This is a genomic window from Thioclava sp. SK-1 (assembly GCF_001705665.1).
GTDB lineage: Bacteria > Pseudomonadota > Alphaproteobacteria > Rhodobacterales > Rhodobacteraceae > Thioclava.
Genome location: NZ_MDHA01000032.1, coordinates 360693 through 378415 on the forward strand (window position 1 = coordinate 360693; position 17723 = coordinate 378415).

Annotated in this window: 16 protein-coding genes; 15 read left to right on the plus strand and 1 reads right to left on the minus strand. The window is 58.2% G+C overall.

The window, feature by feature from the left end; translation table 11 throughout:
* The first annotated feature begins 55 nt into the window (after positions 1-55).
* The 6 genes from BFP70_RS07885 to BFP70_RS07910 all read left to right on the plus strand — a co-directional run bounded on the left by BFP70_RS07885 (position 56) and on the right by BFP70_RS07910 (position 7168).
* Entirely contained in the window at positions 56-1540 is a 1485-nt protein-coding gene (locus BFP70_RS07885) for a UDP-N-acetylmuramoyl-L-alanyl-D-glutamate--2,6-diaminopimelate ligase (protein WP_066010956.1), read from the plus strand.
* Positions 1540-2979: a UDP-N-acetylmuramoyl-tripeptide--D-alanyl-D-alanine ligase gene (gene murF / locus BFP70_RS07890; RefSeq protein WP_066010803.1), complete on the plus strand. Its 1440-nt coding sequence runs from the start codon at positions 1540-1542 to the stop codon at positions 2977-2979. Before BFP70_RS07885 ends, murF begins: the two co-directional genes overlap by 1 nt.
* 1 nt (position 2980) lies before the next feature.
* Positions 2981-4063, plus strand: coding sequence for a phospho-N-acetylmuramoyl-pentapeptide-transferase (gene mraY, locus BFP70_RS07895; RefSeq protein WP_066010804.1), 1083 nt, complete (start codon positions 2981-2983; stop codon positions 4061-4063).
* A 135-nt stretch (positions 4064-4198) separates the two neighbouring features.
* Entirely contained in the window at positions 4199-5023 is an 825-nt protein-coding gene (locus BFP70_RS07900; RefSeq protein ID WP_066010805.1) for a leishmanolysin-related zinc metalloendopeptidase, read from the plus strand.
* Between the two features lie 133 nt (positions 5024-5156).
* Positions 5157-6572: a UDP-N-acetylmuramoyl-L-alanine--D-glutamate ligase gene (gene murD, locus BFP70_RS07905; RefSeq protein WP_066010806.1), complete on the plus strand. Its 1416-nt coding sequence runs from the start codon at positions 5157-5159 to the stop codon at positions 6570-6572.
* Positions 6569-7168 (plus strand): class I SAM-dependent methyltransferase, encoded by a 600-nt coding sequence (locus tag BFP70_RS07910; protein WP_083217395.1) that lies wholly within the window; start codon positions 6569-6571, stop codon positions 7166-7168. The genes murD and BFP70_RS07910 overlap by 4 nt, the downstream gene beginning before the upstream one ends.
* On the opposite strand, the gene BFP70_RS07915 is transcribed toward BFP70_RS07910, so the two are convergent.
* The gene (locus BFP70_RS07915) at positions 7165-8097 is read right to left on the minus strand and encodes an L-lactate dehydrogenase (protein WP_369820194.1); all 933 of its coding nucleotides are present in this window, start codon (positions 8095-8097) and stop codon (positions 7165-7167) included. The genes BFP70_RS07910 and BFP70_RS07915 overlap by 4 nt on opposite strands.
* A 200-nt stretch (positions 8098-8297) precedes the next feature.
* Between BFP70_RS07915 and BFP70_RS07920 the strand changes: the two genes are divergently transcribed.
* From BFP70_RS07920 to ftsA, 9 genes are all read left to right on the plus strand, one after another.
* A complete protein-coding gene (locus BFP70_RS07920) occupies positions 8298-9464 on the plus strand; it encodes a putative peptidoglycan glycosyltransferase FtsW (protein ID WP_066010807.1) in 1167 nt (388 codons plus the stop codon).
* Positions 9465-9477: 13 nt separating this feature from the next.
* Positions 9478-10581: a UDP-N-acetylglucosamine--N-acetylmuramyl-(pentapeptide) pyrophosphoryl-undecaprenol N-acetylglucosamine transferase gene (locus tag BFP70_RS07925; RefSeq protein ID WP_066010808.1), complete on the plus strand. Its 1104-nt coding sequence runs from the start codon at positions 9478-9480 to the stop codon at positions 10579-10581.
* Positions 10578-12005, plus strand: a complete 1428-nt coding sequence (gene murC / locus BFP70_RS07930) for a UDP-N-acetylmuramate--L-alanine ligase (RefSeq protein WP_066010809.1) — start codon at positions 10578-10580, stop codon at positions 12003-12005. The genes BFP70_RS07925 and murC overlap by 4 nt, the downstream gene beginning before the upstream one ends.
* A gap of 261 nt (positions 12006-12266) precedes the next feature.
* Positions 12267-12518 (plus strand): DUF2484 family protein, encoded by a 252-nt coding sequence (locus BFP70_RS07935; protein WP_066010810.1) that lies wholly within the window; start codon positions 12267-12269, stop codon positions 12516-12518.
* A 135-nt stretch (positions 12519-12653) separates the two neighbouring features.
* Entirely contained in the window at positions 12654-13469 is an 816-nt protein-coding gene (locus BFP70_RS07940) for a transglutaminase family protein (RefSeq protein WP_066010811.1), read from the plus strand.
* 41 nt (positions 13470-13510) lie between these two features.
* Positions 13511-14458, plus strand: a complete 948-nt coding sequence (gene murB / locus BFP70_RS07945; RefSeq protein WP_066010812.1) for a UDP-N-acetylmuramate dehydrogenase — start codon at positions 13511-13513, stop codon at positions 14456-14458.
* Positions 14459-14533: 75 nt separating this feature from the next.
* Entirely contained in the window at positions 14534-15457 is a 924-nt protein-coding gene (locus tag BFP70_RS07950; protein WP_083217396.1) for a D-alanine--D-alanine ligase, read from the plus strand.
* Complete coding sequence (locus BFP70_RS07955) at positions 15445-16353, plus strand: cell division protein FtsQ/DivIB (RefSeq protein WP_066010813.1); 909 nt, start codon at positions 15445-15447, stop codon at positions 16351-16353. The genes BFP70_RS07950 and BFP70_RS07955 overlap by 13 nt, the downstream gene beginning before the upstream one ends.
* A 10-nt stretch (positions 16354-16363) precedes the next feature.
* A complete protein-coding gene (gene ftsA, locus BFP70_RS07960) occupies positions 16364-17701 on the plus strand; it encodes a cell division protein FtsA (RefSeq protein ID WP_066010814.1) in 1338 nt (445 codons plus the stop codon).
* Positions 17702-17723 lie beyond the last annotated feature (22 nt).

Here is a 17723-nt window from a genome sequence, read left to right on the forward strand (position 1 = left end):
CCGACCAGCCGCGATAAATGGGCGCAAGCAGGACAAGGAATATACGAGCATGTCGATGCCAGCAGGGGAACAGCCGTTAAGCGCGCTTGGCCTTACGGTTCTTGGGGGCGCGGATCGCGCGGTGACCGGGCTGTCGGTGGACAGTCGTACGACCCGACCGGGGCACCTGTTCGCGGCGCTTCCGGGAACGCAGGTGCATGGGGCGCAATTCGTGCCAATGGCATTGGAACAAGGTGCAGCGGCGATTTTGACCGACCGCGCAGGCGAAGCGCAGGCAGGCGACGCCATTCGCGCGGCAGGTGCTGCGTTGGTCATTGCGGAAGAACCCCGTCAGGCATTGGCCTATGCCGCGGCATTATTCTACGAAAAACAACCTGCTACTATGGTTGCTGTGACGGGCACCAATGGCAAGACATCGGTTGCCACCTTCACCCGTCAAATCTGGCAGGAGCTGGGGTTTGAGGCTGCGAATATCGGCACTACCGGGGTTGAAGGTGCCTATAGCGCCCCGTCGGCCCATACCACGCCCGAGCCGATCACCTTGCACCGATTACTGGCTGACATGACACGCGGAGGTGTGACCCATGCCGCGATGGAGGCTTCGTCGCATGGTTTGGCGCAGTTCCGGTTGGATGGTGTGCAGTTGTCGGCGGCGGCGTTCACGAATTTCACCCAAGATCACCTGGATTATCACGCAACATTTGAGGAATATTTCGCCGCCAAAGCCGGTTTGTTTACCCGTGTTTTGCCCGAAGATGGTGTTGCCGTTCTGAATACAGATGATCCAAAAGGCGTTGAACTATCAAAATATATTGCTGCACGCGGACAGCAGATGATCCGCATCGGCGTCGGCAAGGACTGCGAATTGCAGCTTTTGGGGCAACGCTATGATGCAACGGGCCAAGATCTGCGATTTGCGTGGGAAGGCAGCGTCAAAATGGTGCGACTGCCGCTGATCGGCGGGTTCCAGGCGATGAATGTACTAACGGCGGCTGGGCTGGCGATTGCTTGCGGTGCAGATGCACAGGAGGTGTTTGCAACCATGCCGCGGCTAAGCACCGTGCGCGGGCGTATGCAATTGGTGGCGACGCGTGAAAATACGGCAACGGTTTTCGTCGATTACGCCCATACTCCTGATGCGGTGGCAACGGCACTTCAGGCGATGCGCCCCCATGTCATGGGCCGGTTGCACGCTATTATCGGGGCAGGTGGCGATCGTGACACTGGTAAGCGCCCTTTGATGGGGCAGGCTGCTACGGCCCATGCAGACCGTGTATATATCACGGATGATAATCCGCGCAGCGAAGATCCCTCGCAGATCCGCGCCGCAGTCATGCAGGGCGCAGGCCCCGATGCGATTGAGATCGCAGACCGTGCCGAGGCGATTTTGCGCGCGATTGATGCCTTGGAACCCGGTGACGCCTTGCTGATCGCGGGCAAGGGACATGAAACCGGACAGATCATCGGCACCGATGTCTATCCGTTCGACGATGCTGAACAGGCGTCGGTTGCTGTGGCCGCACTAGACGGGAAAATCTGATGACTGCTCTTTGGACCTCGCAGGACATGGTTGCTGCGACAGGGGGACGTGCCACGCAAGATTTTGCAGTGGCGGGCCTGTCGATTGATACGCGTTCAATTGCCGTGGGGGATATGTTTATCGCGTTGACGGCGGCGCGTGACGGGCATGATTTTGTGCGCCAAGCATTGGATGCGGGTGCTGCGGGTGCGCTGGTGTCGCGCATTCCCGAGGGCTGCACCGAGGCCGATCCGTTGATCGTTGTGCCCGATGTGTTGCCCGCGCTAGAGGATATGGCCCGCGCCGCGCGCAGTCGCACACGCGCGCGCATCGTCGCGGTGACTGGATCAGTCGGCAAGACATCGACGAAGGAAATGCTGCGCGCTGTTTTGTCCCGTCAGGGGACAGTGCATGCCGCAGAGGCCAGTTTCAACAATCATTGGGGTGTGCCGCTGACCTTGGCGCGTATGCCCAAAGACTGCGATTTCGCGGTGATTGAGATCGGGATGAACCACCCCGGTGAAATCGCGCCGCTTGCCCGGCTGACCCGGCCCCATGTCGCGCTGATCACAACTGTCGCGGCGGCGCATTTGGAAGCCTTTGATGATCTGGGCGGGATCGCACGCGAAAAAGCCGCTATTTTCAAAGGGCTTGTGCCAAATGGTGTGGCGGTGGTGCCCAATGATCTGGATGTCAGCCCGATCCTTTATGCCGCTGTCAAAGGGGAGCTGGTGTCATTTGGCACCGAGGATGGGGCCGATTACCAACTGCTGGATGCGACAATACAAGGTGATGTGACGGTTGTTCAGGCGCGAATGCATGCAGCACCGATGTTGTTCAAACTTGCAACGCCGGGGCGTCATTTTGCTGCGAATGCCCTGGGGGTTTTGGCTGCGGTCGAGGCCTTGGGCGGCGATCCCGCCCTTGCGGCCCTGGATATCGCGCAATGGCATCCCCCTGCGGGGCGCGGATCGCGCGAACGCATTCGTCTGGATCCGGTCAATGCCGAAGACAGCTTTGATCTGTTCGACGACGCGTTCAATGCCAACCCCACATCGTTGGGCGTCGCATTGGAGGTTCTGGCGGCGCAGCTTCCGCGCGATGGCGTTGGGCGGGTGAAAGTCGGTCGCCGCGTTGCCATTCTGGGTGAGATGCTGGAGCTGGGTCCAGATGAACAGGCGCTGCATGCCGAAATTGCGCTGCATCCTGCACTGGAAACGGTTCATACTGTTCATATGGTCGGGCCGCGAATGCAGGCATTGCGCGATGCGCTGCCTTATGAAAAACGCGGGGAATGGGTGGCGGATGCAGCGGAGTTAATCCCGCGAGTGCGCCACCTGGTGGATGCCGGAGATGTTGTTTTGGTCAAAGGCTCCAAAGGATCGAAGGTCAGCACCATTGTAACGGCGCTGAAAAAATTGGCCCAACCGGTGGTGGTCGGTTTGGATAAGGACATTTAAGATGTTGTATTGGCTTGCAAACCTTTCCGACGGCGGGGATTTTTTCAACCTGTTTCGGTATATTACCTTTCGCGCAGGTGCCGCATTTTTCACCGCGCTGATTTTTGGATTTCTGTTCGGTCGGCCTTTGATCGATATTTTGCGCCGCAAACAGGGTAAGGGTCAGCCAATCCGAACCGATGGGCCGGAAGGACATTTTGCCAAGGCCGGCACGCCGACAATGGGCGGGATCTTGATCCTATCGGCGATTTTACTGTCGACCTTGTTATGGGCGCGTTTGGACAATGGCTATGTCTGGATCGTTTTGGCTGTGACTTACGGCTATGCCGCGATTGGTTTTGCCGATGATTATGCCAAAGTGTCGAAACAGACCACGGCAGGCGTGTCGGGCCGGGTGCGTATGGCCTTGGGCCTGATCCTGGCCGCAGGGGCAGGGACGGCTGCCGCGTATCTGCACCCGGCGGAACTGTCAGGGCAGCTGGCCTTTCCGGTGTTCAAAGATGTCTTGTTAAATCTGGGCGTATTCTTCGTGCCGTTTTCCATGGTCGTGATTGTGGGCGCCGCCAATTCCGTGAACCTGACCGATGGTCTGGATGGGTTGGCGATTATGCCGGTGATGATCGCTGCCGGTACCTTGGGGGCGATTGCCTATATCGTTGGACGGGTCGATTTCACCGAATACCTTGATGTGCATTATGTTCCCGGCACTGGTGAGATTCTGGTCTTTACCGCCGCGCTGATTGGCGGTGGCTTGGGTTTCTTGTGGTATAACGCGCCACCGGCTGCTGTATTTATGGGCGACACAGGCTCTTTGGCTCTTGGCGGCGCGATTGGTGCGATTGCTGTTTGCACCAAGCATGAGATCGTCTTGGCCATTGTGGGCGGCTTGTTCGTCGTTGAGGCCCTGTCGGTGATCATTCAGGTGTTTTACTTTAAGCGCACAGGAAAGCGTGTGTTTTTGATGGCACCGATCCATCACCACTTCGAGAAAAAAGGCTGGTCAGAGCCGCAGATCGTTATTCGGTTCTGGATCATTTCGTTGATCCTTGCGCTGATTGGTCTGGCGACATTGAAGTTGCGGTAAATTTCCGCAAGACAGGCAGCGAAGCGGGCGGGACGGCGAAAACCCGCCCAATAGGTTAACGGCGCGCATTTCCGTAAGCCTTTCGTTAAGAATCGTGCCACTCTTGGGCTTGGGAAGCCTGGGAACAATATCGTGATGAATAAATTTACGCATATATTAGGCGCTGCTGCGATCGGCCTGTTGGGGGGCAATATCGTCGGATCAGGCGCACATAGTGCCACATTTGATATTACATTGGTTTTTGAAGACGACACGAGCACACAGATCCGCAACGCGTTTGAGCGTGCGCAAACATTTTGGGAATCCAAAGTTCTGGGTTATGTCGACCCGTTGATTGATTTTGGTCCGTTGGTCGTCACTGCTGAACTTTTGACAAGCGCCTCACCGCTGAGCGCCGCGTCGGGCACATTGGCATCGACCACGACAATGTTCCGTTTGAATGCGGATCGCACATGGGCGTATGCGACCTCGGCCGTGATCGGGATTGATGGCGCGGATCTTGACAGCATGATCGCGGGAGGCACGCTTGATAACGTGGTCTTGCATGAGATGGCGCATGCTTTGGGCTTTGGGACAGGTTGGTATCTGACCTCTCGGCTTGGCACGGTCTATAATGATCTTAAAGATGATATGGGCAATTATATCGGGGAATTTGGGCTCGCGGCCTATCAAGAAAGCTGTGATGGATCAGCTGTATCGGTTCCAATTGAAGGGGGCGGTGTGGCCGGAACGTCGGGCATGCATTGGGCCGAAAGCTGGGCCTGCGGGTCGGACGCATTGATGACGGGTTACCTGTCAGAAGAGGCCACCGTCTCGGATGTGACGCTCGCATCGTTGCGCGATCTTGGCTATGTAATCGCACCTGTTCCATTGCCTGCGACGGCGACGATGGCCCTGTCGGGAATTGCATTCGCCGGGTTTCTTTCGCGTAGGCGCCGCCCGCGGCGCGCGGCGTCCTAGGCCGCCATGTGCCTGCCCCTGTCATATGTGATGTGGGGGCGGCGCGATGACTTTCCTCTTTCCCCGCGCTTTGGGTTGACATATCCCGGTTGTGCGGGGGCTGACCCCTGCGGCGGCAGTATTGGGGCAGATAATGATTCCGGTTCAAGGTGTTGATGGTCAGAAAATCGCGGTATTGGGGCTGGGCCGGTCAGGCCTTGCGACGGCGGCTGCTTTGCGCGCAGGAGGGGCAGAGCCGCTGTGCTGGGATGACAGCCCTGAAGGCCGTGACCGCGCGCAACAGGCTGGGTTTTCGTGCTGGGATCTGACGCGGGCTGGGGCATTTGATGATGTGTCCTTGTTGGTCGTTTCGCCCGGGATTGCGCATCTGTATCCACAGCCCAATAAGGTCATCACGGCGGCCATGCTGGCGGGCGTTCCGGTAGATAATGACATCGGGCTGTTCTTTCGGTCTTGGTCCAGCGCGGGATGGGATGATTTTGACACGATGCCGCGGGTGATTTGCGTTACCGGGTCGAATGGGAAATCCACCACAACCGCACTGATCCATCATATCTTGCAAAGCGTCGGACGGCCCAGCCAGATGGCGGGCAATATTGGGCGCGGCGTGTTGGATATTGATCCCCCCGAAGATGGCGAAGTTCTGGTGCTGGAGCTGTCAAGCTATCAGACCGATTTGGCGCGTGCGCTGACGCCAGATGTGGCGGTGTTTACTAACCTGTCGCCTGATCACCTGGATCGTCATGGCGGTATGGGCGGATATTTTGCGGCCAAACGGCGGTTATTTGCCGAAGGTGGACCCGACCGGGCGATCATCGGCGTTGATGAGCCCGAAGGGATATATCTGGCCAATCAAATTTCAGTCGGGCCGCTTGATGACCGGTTGATCCGCATTTCTGCAGCGCGAAAGCTGGGGGATTGGGGTTGGTCTGTTTTCGCCCGCAAAGGTTTTTTAGCGGAATGGCGCAAGGGGCGGCAGGTGGCCTCGGTTGATTTGCGTAACATCAGCGGCCTTCCGGGGGTGCACAATCATCAAAACGCCTGTGCTGCCTTTGCTGCCTGCCGTGCGGTGGGCATTGCCCCACGCCAGATTGAGGCCGCGTTTCACAGTTTTGCAGGCCTGCCGCATCGGTCGCAAACCGTGGCAGATATTGGCGGTGTGCGCTGGGTCAATGATTCCAAAGCCACGAATGTAGATGCAGCGGCCAAGGCCTTGGATGCGTTCAAATCCATCCGGTGGATTGCTGGTGGCTTGGGTAAGGACGGCGGTGTCAGCGCGTTGAAGTCGCATATTGGGCAGGTGGTCAAAGCCTATTTCATTGGCCATTCGGCGCGCGATTTCGCATTGGATCTGCCCGGGCTGGAGCATGAGATTTGTGAAACCATGGAGGCGGCCGTGGCGGCCTGTGCCCGTGATGCGCAATCGGGCGACACCGTGGTGCTGGCGCCGGCTGCGGCCAGTTTTGACCAATATGCCAGTTTTGAAAAACGCGGTGATCATTTCGCGCAGCTTGTTGCAACGGCTACAGCCAGCCCCGCCAACACGTGACCCTGCCGAGTGATATTTCCACCACATATGCGCGTGTTGCCACGCAGTGGCATGCACAACGCAATCGCAGTCTATTTGAACGTCCTTGGTTACAGCGACTGGTAACGGGGCTGGGGCCTGGCGCATCGGTGCTGGATCTGGGCTGCGGTTCCGGAGAGCCGATTGGTAAATGGTTGATCGAACAGGGGTTTGCACTAACCGGTGTGGACATCGCTGCGCCTATGTTGGATCTGGCCCGTCGCGCAGTGCCGCAGGGCATTTGGGTGCAGGCGGATATGCAGCGCTTGGATTTGGGGCAGCGCTACGATGCAATTGTGGCCTTTAACAGCTTCTTTCATCTGTCCCCGAAGGCGCAGCGGCAGATGTTCCCGATCTTCGCCCGACATTTACGCCCGGGTGGACGGCTTATGTTTACCTGTGGCCCAGAGGCGGGGGAGGCGATGGGCGCGGTGGCCGGCCAGCCGGTCTATCACTCCAGCTTGTCACCGGCGGAATATGCCCTGTTGATGGAGGAAAACGGATTGTTGCCGCTGCGCTTTGTGGCACAAGATCCAGACTGCCGGGGCCATAGCCTTTGGTTGGCGCAGGCGCGCTAAAGCACTGCTGCGGCGGTATCGTGTAAAACCTGCGCAGAATGGCGCATCGCGGCGTGCTCAGTCTCGGACAGGTCCAATTGCAATGTGTTCACAATGCCCTGCGCCCCGATCACACGCGGCAGGGACAGTGCGATGTTTTCAACACCGAAGGCCTGTGGCATCTGTATAGAGCAGGTAAATACCGCGCGTTGATCATCGCGTAAGGCCTGACATATTCGTGCAAGCCCTGCGCCAATACCGTAATAGGTTGCACCTTTTCCGACAATGATCTTATAGGCGGCACATCGCACATCCGTATCAATTCGTGCCATGATTTCGGGCGTGACCGCCCGGTCCAGCTGCGCTGCGGCGGTGACAATAGGGGTAGAGCCAAGCTGGGCACTTGACCATGTCAAAACCTCTGAATCTCCATGCTCACCAAGGACATAACCATGCACGGAATGTGGCGAAACACCCAAATGCTGCGCCAGCAGCCAACGAAATCGCGCGGTGTCAAGGATTGTGCCCGATCCTATCACTCGTTGCGTAGGCAGGCCTGATGCGCGCAGCGCGACCTGGGTCATGATATCCACCGGGTTCGAGGCGACCAAGAGTAACGCTTTGGGTGCATGGTGACGGACCTGCCCCACCACATCGGCGAAAATATCAACATTGCGGGTCAATAAGGACAGACGGCTTTCGCCCGGTTTTTGCGCCACCCCGGCGGCTAAAATCACTACATGCGCGCCGGACAATCCTGCGTAATCGCCCGCGCTGATCTGGCAGGGATGGGCGAATGGCACCGCATGGGCGATATCGGCGGCCTGCGCCACGGCCAATGCGTGATTGTGATCCACGAACAGGATCTGACTGGCTCCGCCGCGCAGCGCCAACGCATAGCCCGCGGCAGACCCAACCATTCCTGCACCAACAATACCGACCTTCATCATGGCTCTCCCCCTGTTCAGCAGGTCAAAATTTAGCGGTAATCTTGCAAGGCCCAACCACCTATGGCGTCGCAAGAGCGCCGTGCCACTTGTAGTTGATCGCTTTTGCCCGAAAGGTGCTAGTCAGGCCGTTAAAATTGGTTTACATTGATTTCTAGACCCGGAAAACGGGCAATTTTGAGGCAGTGACGGCAGTACAGCCCATGACAGAAATGGTTTTTGGCACCGCGCCTGCGCGCGCTGGTGACCCTATTCTTCCACGTTGGTGGCGGACCCTCGACAAGTGGGCCCTCTCCTGCATCCTTGCCTTGTTTGGTATTGGGATGCTCCTTGGTCTGGCTGCCTCTGTGCCGCTGGCCGAGAAGAACGGGCTTGAGGCGTTCTATTATGTCAAGCGTCAGGCGTTTTTTGGTGGTGTCGCCCTGGTGGTGATGACATTGATTTCGATGATGACGCCGACGCAGGTGCGCAGGCTTGGCGTGATTGGTTTCTTCTTTGCCTTTGCTGCGATTTTGGCGTTGCCGGTGATCGGGACCGATTTTGGCAAAGGTGCGGTGCGGTGGATCTCTTTTGGCTTTGCGTCGGTCCAGCCGTCAGAATTTCTGAAACCTGGGTTTGTGATTATCGCAGCATGGTTCATTGCCGCCGCACATGAGGTGGCAGGCCCGCCCGGGCGGCTATATTCCTTTGTTCTGACGGCGATTATCGTTGTGTGCTTGGCATTGCAGCCCGATTTTGGCCAAGCCTCACTGGTGCTGTTTGCGTGGGGTGTGATGTATTTCGTCGGCGGTGCACCGATTGTGCTGCTGTTGGCGATTGGTGGTCTGACGGCGGCAGGCGGTGTGTTTGCCTATAATATGTCAGAGCATTTCGCCCGCCGGATCAACGGGTTCCTTTCGGCTGAGATCGATCCGCGCACGCAGATTGGCTATGCGACAAATGCGATCCAGGAGGGCGGCTTCTTTGGTGTGGGCGTAGGCGAGGGGACGGTGAAATGGTCACTGCCCGATGCGCATACTGATTTCATCATTGCCGTTGCTGCAGAAGAATATGGTCTGATCCTAGTGATGGTGATCATCGCGCTTTATGCGACGATCGTCGTCCGCTCTATGCTGCGTTTGATGCGCGAACGGGATCCGTTCACCCGTTTGGCGGGCTGTGGCTTGGCGGCGGCATTTGGTGTGCAGGCATTTATCAATATGGGTGTTGCGGTGCGTTTGTTGCCGGCCAAAGGGATGACATTGCCTTTCGTCAGTTATGGCGGATCGTCTGTTATTGCGTCTGGTATCGCAGTTGGGATGCTTTTGGCGCTGACGCGCACCCGGCCCCAAGGTCAGATTTCCGATCTTTTATCCCGGCACCACCAGTAGAGAGGGCTGAAATATGTCAGAAAGCAAACCTCCGCTGTTGTTGATCGCAGCTGGTGGCACGGGCGGGCATATGTTCCCCGCACAGGCCTTGGCCGAAGTCATGACGCGGCGCGGCTGGCGAGTGAAGCTGTCAACGGATGCGCGTGGGGCGCGCTATGCGGGTGGCTTCCCGCATGTGGTGCAGATTGATATGGTGTCCTCGGCGACATTCGCGCGCGGGCGTTTCTGGTCGAAACTGATGGTGCCGTTGCGTATCGCGGGTGGCGTGTTGTCGGCCCTGACGCGCAATGTTTTGGATCGCCCCGCGGCCATTGTAGGGTTTGGCGGCTATCCCACGATCCCGGCACTGACTGCGGCAACAGTTTTACGCATTCCCAGTGCTATCCACGAGCAAAACGGTGTCACCGGTCGGGTAAACACGGTGTTTGCGAAGAAGGTCACGCGGTTTGCCTGCGGCACCTGGCCCACGCAATTGCCCGATGGGGTGGAGCCGGTGCATACGGGAAACCCGGTGCGCGCTGCGGTGATGGAGCGGGCCGGCGCACCCTATATCGTGCCTGGTGATTATCCGATGTCCGTTCTGGTAATGGGCGGATCCCAAGGTGCGCGGATTCTGTCCGATATGGTACCAGAGGCATTGGCGGCCTTGCCCGATACGTTGCGCCGCAATCTGCGCGTGGCCCATCAGGCGCGTGAAGAAGACCGGGAGCGGGTTATCTTTGCTTATGAAAAGGCCGGAATTTCGGCGGATGTAGAGACATTCTTTCGCGATGTGCCACGCCGCCTTAGCGAAGCACAGCTGGTTATTTCGCGCTCGGGTGCGTCTTCGATTGCCGATATTTCTGTGATCGGGCGTCCGTCGATCTTGATCCCCTATGCGGCTGCCGCGGGTGATCATCAAACGGCAAATGCACAGGGGTTGTCACAGGCTGGCGCGGCAATCGTCATTCCCGAAAGCCGTTTGTCACCCGATACATTGGCCGCGCAGGTCGCGCTGGTGTTGGAAAATCCGGATGGCGCATTGCAAATGGCGTTGGCCGCAGGGCGCTGTGGAATTACGGATGCGACAGAACGATTGGTCGCAATCGTAGATGAACTGACAGGAGACGCGCAATGAATGCCACGAAACTTCCGGGTGAATTGGGGCCGATCCATTTCGTGGGTATGGGCGGTATTGGCATGTCCGGGATCGCCGAAGTGCTGCTGACCCAGGGGTTTACGGTTCAGGGATCGGATGCCAAAGCATCCAAAATCACCGACCGTCTGCAAGAGCTGGGCGCGACCTTTTTTGAAGGGCAGCGGGCGGAAAACCTGGGCAATGCCGGGGTTGTGGTGATTTCTTCGGCGATCAAACCGGGCAACCCAGAGCTGGAAGGGGCGCGCAAACGTGGCCTGCCGGTCGTGCGTCGGGCCGAGATGCTGGCCGAATTGATGCGCTTGCGCTCCAATATCGCTGTTGCGGGGACGCATGGGAAAACCACGACCACGACGATGGTCGCCACGTTGCTGGATTACGGTAAATATGATCCGACCGTAATCAATGGTGGGGTGATCCATGCCTATGGCTCGAACGCGCGAGCGGGTGAGGGAGAATGGATGGTCGTTGAGGCAGATGAGTCCGATGGCTCATTCAACCGGCTGCCTGCCACCATTGCGATTGTCACCAATATCGACCCCGAACATATGGAGCATTGGGGCGATTTTGATGCGCTGCGCAAAGGGTTCTATGAGTTTGTCTCAAATATTCCGTTCTATGGTTTGGCCGTATGCTGCACCGATCATCCAGAGGTGCAAACCCTTGTCGGCAAGCTTTCCGACCGGCGGGTCACCACCTTCGGTTTCAATGCGCAGGCCGACGTGCGTGCGATCAACCTGACCTATGTGCAAGGCGTTGCGCAATTTGACATTGCCTTGCAAGGCGAACTGGATGAGGACGAGCGGCCAACGGTGATCGAAGGTTGTCGCCTGCCGATGCCGGGTGATCATAACGTGTCCAATGCACTGGCCGCAGTCGCGGTGGCGCGCCATTTGGGCATGAAACGCGAGGAGATCCGCGATGCTTTGGCCAATTTCAAAGGGGTCAACAGGCGCTTTACCAAGGTCGGGGATGTGCTGGGCGGCGTGGCGGTCATTGATGATTACGGCCATCACCCGGTTGAGATTGCAGCCGTCTTGAAAGCCGCGCGTCAGGCGGTGTCGGGCACGCCGGGTGCGCGTGTGATTGCTGTGCATCAGCCGCATCGTTATTCGCGCCTGCATTCCCTGTTCGAGGATTTCTGCACCTGTTTCAACGAGGCAGATGTGGTTGCCATTGCAGAGGTTTACGCGGCCGGCGAAGACCCTATCCCGGGTGCGGAGCGTGAAGATCTTGTGGCCGGTTTGATTCAGCATGGCCATCGCCATGCGCGCGCGATCTTGTCAGAAGAGGATTTGGCCCGGCTGGTGCGTGAACAATCGCGCCCCGGTGATATTGTCGTCTGCCTTGGCGCGGGGACGATTTCGGCCTGGGCCAACGGCTTGCCCGCAAAATTGGGGGCCTAAGGTGACTGGGGCATTGCGCCATTTTCCCGATGTCCCCTGGCAGCATAGCGCTGCAACAGATGCGAAGCGGGGCGATGCGTATCGCCCTGCGCAGATCCGGGCGATAATGTCGACCCGGCTGGTCCACTCCCTCCTGTCCGCCGGGATGGAGTTAACCTTGACCGGCGTCGTGACTGTCATGACGTCGGTCGCTTTTCTATTTCATGCGGGGTCGGACCCTGTCCCGGCCTGTCCCTGCTTTGGCTTTTCACGAGGTCTGACATGACCCATTCTTTGTTTGCCGTCTGCCTTTGGGTAATTGCCGCCACGATGGTGGCGCTTGGCCCGCAACGTTTCCATTGGCCTGCTGCCTGGGCCTTGATTGCCACAGGGGTTCCGATGGTGGGGTGGGTGACGTATCAAAATGGCCCGCTTTGGGGTGTTTTGGTGCTGGCAGGTGGGGTCTCTGTGCTGCGCTGGCCGGTGAAATACCTGCTGCGTGCCGCGCGTGAAGGTCGGTTCGATCACGATTGAGCCGACCGCCGGTGCCGTTAATTTCGGCAAACTGGGCCCGCGCCACGGGATTTCCGGTTTGTATGCGCGCGCCGCATTGCATTGCTGCAGTGCGGCGTTACCCTGAGTGGGCATTGACCCAGTCAGGAGCGCCAGATGCAATTCTCGATCCGTCATGTGACTGAATACAGCTATTCAGCCCCGGTCAAATTGGGGGCGCATCGATTGCGGCTGAGCCCGCGACCCGATGGTGCCAAGGTTGAGGATCATCAGATACATATCTCACCCCCGCCGGTTTCACGCAGGCGCGGGTCCGATCTATATGGCAACGCGGTGCTGGATCTGGAATTTGCTGGGTCTACCAAACATCTCAAGATTGAAACGGTGATCTTGGCCCGCACTGTGACACAAGCAGCGCAGAAAGCGGCCTTAACATCGCTGCCTCTGTCGCCGCCGCCAAATATGTCCTTTTGCATGGTGGGCGATGTGTTGGCCCCGGTGGCGCGATTGTCCGATCAGATCGCCGAAGAGGCAGAAGGCGATCCGCTGCTATATCTGGAATTACTATGCGATCGGTTGCATGGCGTAACGGGTGTTGCGGATCAAGACAACCTGGCCCGCTTGCCTGATCCGGTTCTGGTGCAGGCACAGGCGGTTGTTCCAAAATTGACATCTTTATTCGTGGCATGTTCAAGGGCGCAGGGGATTCCGGCGCGATATGTGTCAGGTTACACCGGGCTGGATAAGGCTGTGGATGGTAAGTGGCACCTTAGTATCTGGGCCGAGGTGCATCTGCCTGGTTTGGGCTGGATTGGCTATGACCCCAGTTTTGGTGTTGTTGTGAACGACGCGCATATTGCCCTGTGTGCCGCGCCAGATCAGCTTGGCACCTTGCCGCTGGAAGGGGCATACTGGGGCGCAGGTGTGCAGTCGCAGCTTGAGTATGCAGTTGAGATCGAAACGGCTGAGTAAGGGATCTTGTGTGTGCGGCGCCGGATGACTACGACACGGGTATGAGCATTCTTACCGCATATACGCCCCGAGGCACCCTGACCGAACACCGTTCCTTGGCGGACCTGACATGGTTGCGCGTCGGTGGTCCGGCGGATTTGTTTTTCCAACCTGCAGATCGCGACGATCTGGCCGCGTTTTTGGCCGCATTGCCGGAGGAAGTCGACGTCTTCCCGATGGGCGTTGGCTCTAACCTGATCGTGCGCGATGGTGGGTTGCGTGCTGTGGTGATCCGGCTGGGCCGGGGCTTCAACACGATTGACTGCGATGGAGGTCGGGTTGTCGCCGGCGCTGCGGCATTGGATGCGCATGTGGCGCGGCGTGCGGCGCAAAACGGTCTGGACCTAACCTTTTTGCGCACGATTCCCGGCGCGATTGGTGGTGCAGTGCGGATGAATGCAGGCTGCTATGGCGCATATGTCGCGGATCATTTGCTGGAGGTCGAGGTTGTAACCCGGCAAGGCGAGGTGAAAACCATCCCGGCACAGGATCTGAACCTGCAATACCGTCAAAGTGATTTGCCGCAGGGCTGGGTGATTACCAAGGCCGTATTTGTTGCCCAACCCGGCGATCCTCAGGCGCTAGAGGCACGTATGGCGGATCAAATCGCAAAACGCGATGCAAGCCAACCTACGAAGGACCGGTCTGCCGGGTCGACATTTCGCAATCCGGCAGGCTACAGCTCAACCGGGCGGGCAGATGATCAACATGATTTGAAAGCCTGGAAGGTTATTGATGATGCTGGAATGCGTGGCGCCAAATTGGGCGGTGCGCAAATGTCTGAAATGCACTCTAATTTCTTAATCAACGCAGGCGGTGCCACGGCGGCAGATTTGGAAGATCTTGGTGAAGAAGTCCGTAAAAAGGTTTTGCAAACGAGCGGCATTTCGCTACAATGGGAAATCATGCGCATCGGCACTCGTGACACCCCGGAAGAGGGTGGCCAATAGGCCCGAGTCCGCCAAGGCGCAGTAGATGGCGGCACTAATGAACAAAGCACGGGGATAACCCCGGCAGAGGCGAAAATGGCGGGTATGTCGAGCAGGGCATCCCAACGTGTTGCAGTTTTGATGGGTGGCCCCTCCGCAGAGCGGGAGGTCTCCTTGGTATCCGGGCGCGAATGCGCCACGGGGCTGCGGCAGGCGGGATATGATGTGATTGAGGTCGATGCCGGCCCCGATCTTGTGCAGCAATTGGCTGACATAAAACCAGATTATGTATTCAACGCGTTGCATGGCCGTTGGGGCGAAGATGGCTGTGTTCAGGGCATTTTGGAATGGCTGCATCTGCCATATACGCATTCGGGCGTGTTGGCTTCCGCATTGGCGATGGACAAGTCGCGTGCCAAAGATGCGTTTCGCGCCGCCGGCCTGCCAGTGGTTGAAAGCGTGATTGTGCCCAAGGCAGAGGCCAGTGCTGATCATGTGATGCCCGCGCCCTATGTCGTGAAACCCAATAATGAGGGCAGCTCGGTCGGCGTGTATATCGTGCATGGCGGGGCCAATCAGCCGCCGCAATTGTCCGATGAGATGCCAGATATGGTGATGGTGGAAACCTATGCGCCGGGACGGGAGTTGACCTGTTCGGTGATTGGGGACCGCGCGCTATGTGTGACAGAGATTGTCACCAGCGGTTGGTATGATTATGCGGCGAAATACACAGTCGGTGGGTCGCAGCATTATTGTCCGGCGGATATCCCTGCGGATATCGCAGAAATTTGCCAAGATTACGCATTGCGTGCGCATCAGGCGCTGGGGTGCCGGGGTGCGTCGCGTACGGATTTCCGTTGGGATGACAGCCGTGGCAGCGATGGCGTGATCTTGTTAGAAACCAACACTCAGCCCGGTATGACGCCGACATCCCTTGTTCCAGAACAGGCCGCGCAAGAGGGCGTCAGCTTTCCCGAGCTGGTCGCGTGGATGGTGGAGGATGCATCATGCGACCGATAAACCCGCCCCGCCGTTACCCGCCTCAGGCTGGGCAGCGCGCCGTCTTACGTTCGCGCCGGCGTGATCCGGCCCCGTCGCGGCTTGCGTTTCGGTTGCAGCGGCTGTGGCTGACGCCTTTGGTGCGTTCGGTCGTGCGGATCGGCGCACCGATCTTTGTCGTTGTGCTGGGTGTTGGATTGTATTTTGGCGATGAAGGTCGCCGAGCCACGATTTGGCAACATTTCATCGATGCAAAACGTGCGGTCCAGACACGGCCAGAGTTTATGGTCTCGGCGTTGAAAATCGAAGGTGCTGGGGAAGAGGTCGATGCGGCCATTCGTACTATGCTGCCAGTAACATTGCCCGCGTCCTCTTTCGATCTGGATCTGGACGCCTATCGCAACACGGTTTTGCGCCTTGATGCGGTGGCCGATGTGTCGATGGTTATTCGCCCCGGCGGCATACTGGAGGCCGACGTGCGCGAACGCGAACCCGCGATTTTGTGGCGCACGGCGGGCGGGTTGGAAATGCTGGACCCTGAAGGCCACCGCGTTGCGACATTGTTGGAACGGGATCTGCGCCCCGATTTGCCGCTGGTGGCGGGTAAGGGTGCGGACCGCGCGGTGCCAGAGGCGCTGCGGATCTTGATCGCGTCTGGCCCATTGTTGCCACGCATCCGCGGTCTGATCCGCGTGGGCGAACGGCGCTGGGATCTGGCTTTAGAAGATGATCAGCGCATCATGCTGCCTGCGGATAATCCAATTCCGGCGATTGAACGTCTTTTGGCGCTGGATGCGGCCGAAGATCTTTTAGCACGTGATTTCACCCATCTTGACCTTCGCAACAATGAGCGGCCGACGATCCGGCTCTCAAGCCCAGGGCTTGAGACCTATCGAACGGTGGCCAAACAATATTGAGCAGGCAGACATGACAGATCTTTATCAAGCCCAACGTGCCATGCGGAATATGCGCCGCGCTGCCATGCAGCGCGGGGTGATTGCCCTGTTGGATATTGGAACCTCGAAAATCGCCTGTCTGGTGCTGCGCTTTGATGGGCCTGCCGATCTGGGCGAACGTGAAGGCGGGGCCGGTCCGTTGGCTGGGCAATCCGCGTTTCGTGTAATCGGGGCGGCGACGACACGATCGCGTGGTGTCCGGTTTGGGGAAATCGATGCGATGGCCGAGACGGAGCGTGCGATCCGCACCGCCGTGCAAGCCGCGCAAAAGATGGCCAACACCCGTGTTGACCATGTGATTGCGACATTCGCCGGTGCAGAGCCGCGCAGCTATGGTTTGGATGGTCTGGTTGAGCTTGAGGGCGAAACCGTGACTGAGCAAGACGTAGGGCGGGTGCTGGCATCATGCGATATGCCGCAAATCGGTTATGGCCGCGAAGTGCTGCATGCGCAGCCGGTGAATTTTGCTCTCGATCACCGGTCTGGGCTGAACGACCCGCGCGGTCATACCGGGCGTAAACTGTCGGTCGATATGCATCTGTTGACGGTGGAAGAAACCGCGATTCACAATCTGGCGCATTGTATCCGGCGCTGTGATCTGGAATTGGCGGGCATTGCCTCGGCGGCGTATGTATCAGGTATTTCCAGCCTTGTGGAAGATGAGCAAGAGCTGGGCGCCGCCTGTCTGGATATCGGCGGGGGATCGGCGGGCCTGTCGATCTTTATGAAGAAACATATGATTTTTGCCGATGCGGTGCGTTTGGGTGGCGATCACATCACCCGCGATATCGCTGCGGGGCTGCAAGTGCCTATGCATGTGGCCGAACGGATTAAGACCGTACATGGCGGGGTGCATGCGACCGGAATGGATGACCGTGATATGATCGCGCTGTCGAACAATTCCGGCGATTGGGAAAAGGATTCCCAGACCGTCAGCCGTGCCGAGTTGATCGGGATCATCCGTCCCCGAGTCGAAGAGATTTTTGAAGAAGTGCGCGCGCTGTTGGATGTGGCCGGGTTCGATCACCTGGCCAGTCAGCAAATCGTGTTGACCGGCGGCACCAGCCAGCTGCCTGGCATTGACGGTTTGGCGGCGCGAATCCTTGGCCAGAATGTGCGACTCGGTCGGCCGCTTCGCGTAAAGGGATTGCCGGGCGCTGCGACCGGTTCTGGCTTCTCATCCGTGGTTGGATTGGCGCTTTTCGCAGCGCATCCGCAAGATGAATGGTGGGATTTTGAGATCCCTGCCGAAAGATTGAACGGCCGTAGCTTGCGTCGGGCGATCCGCTGGTTCAAAGACAATTGGTAAGCTTGATTTGGATGAGCTTTGG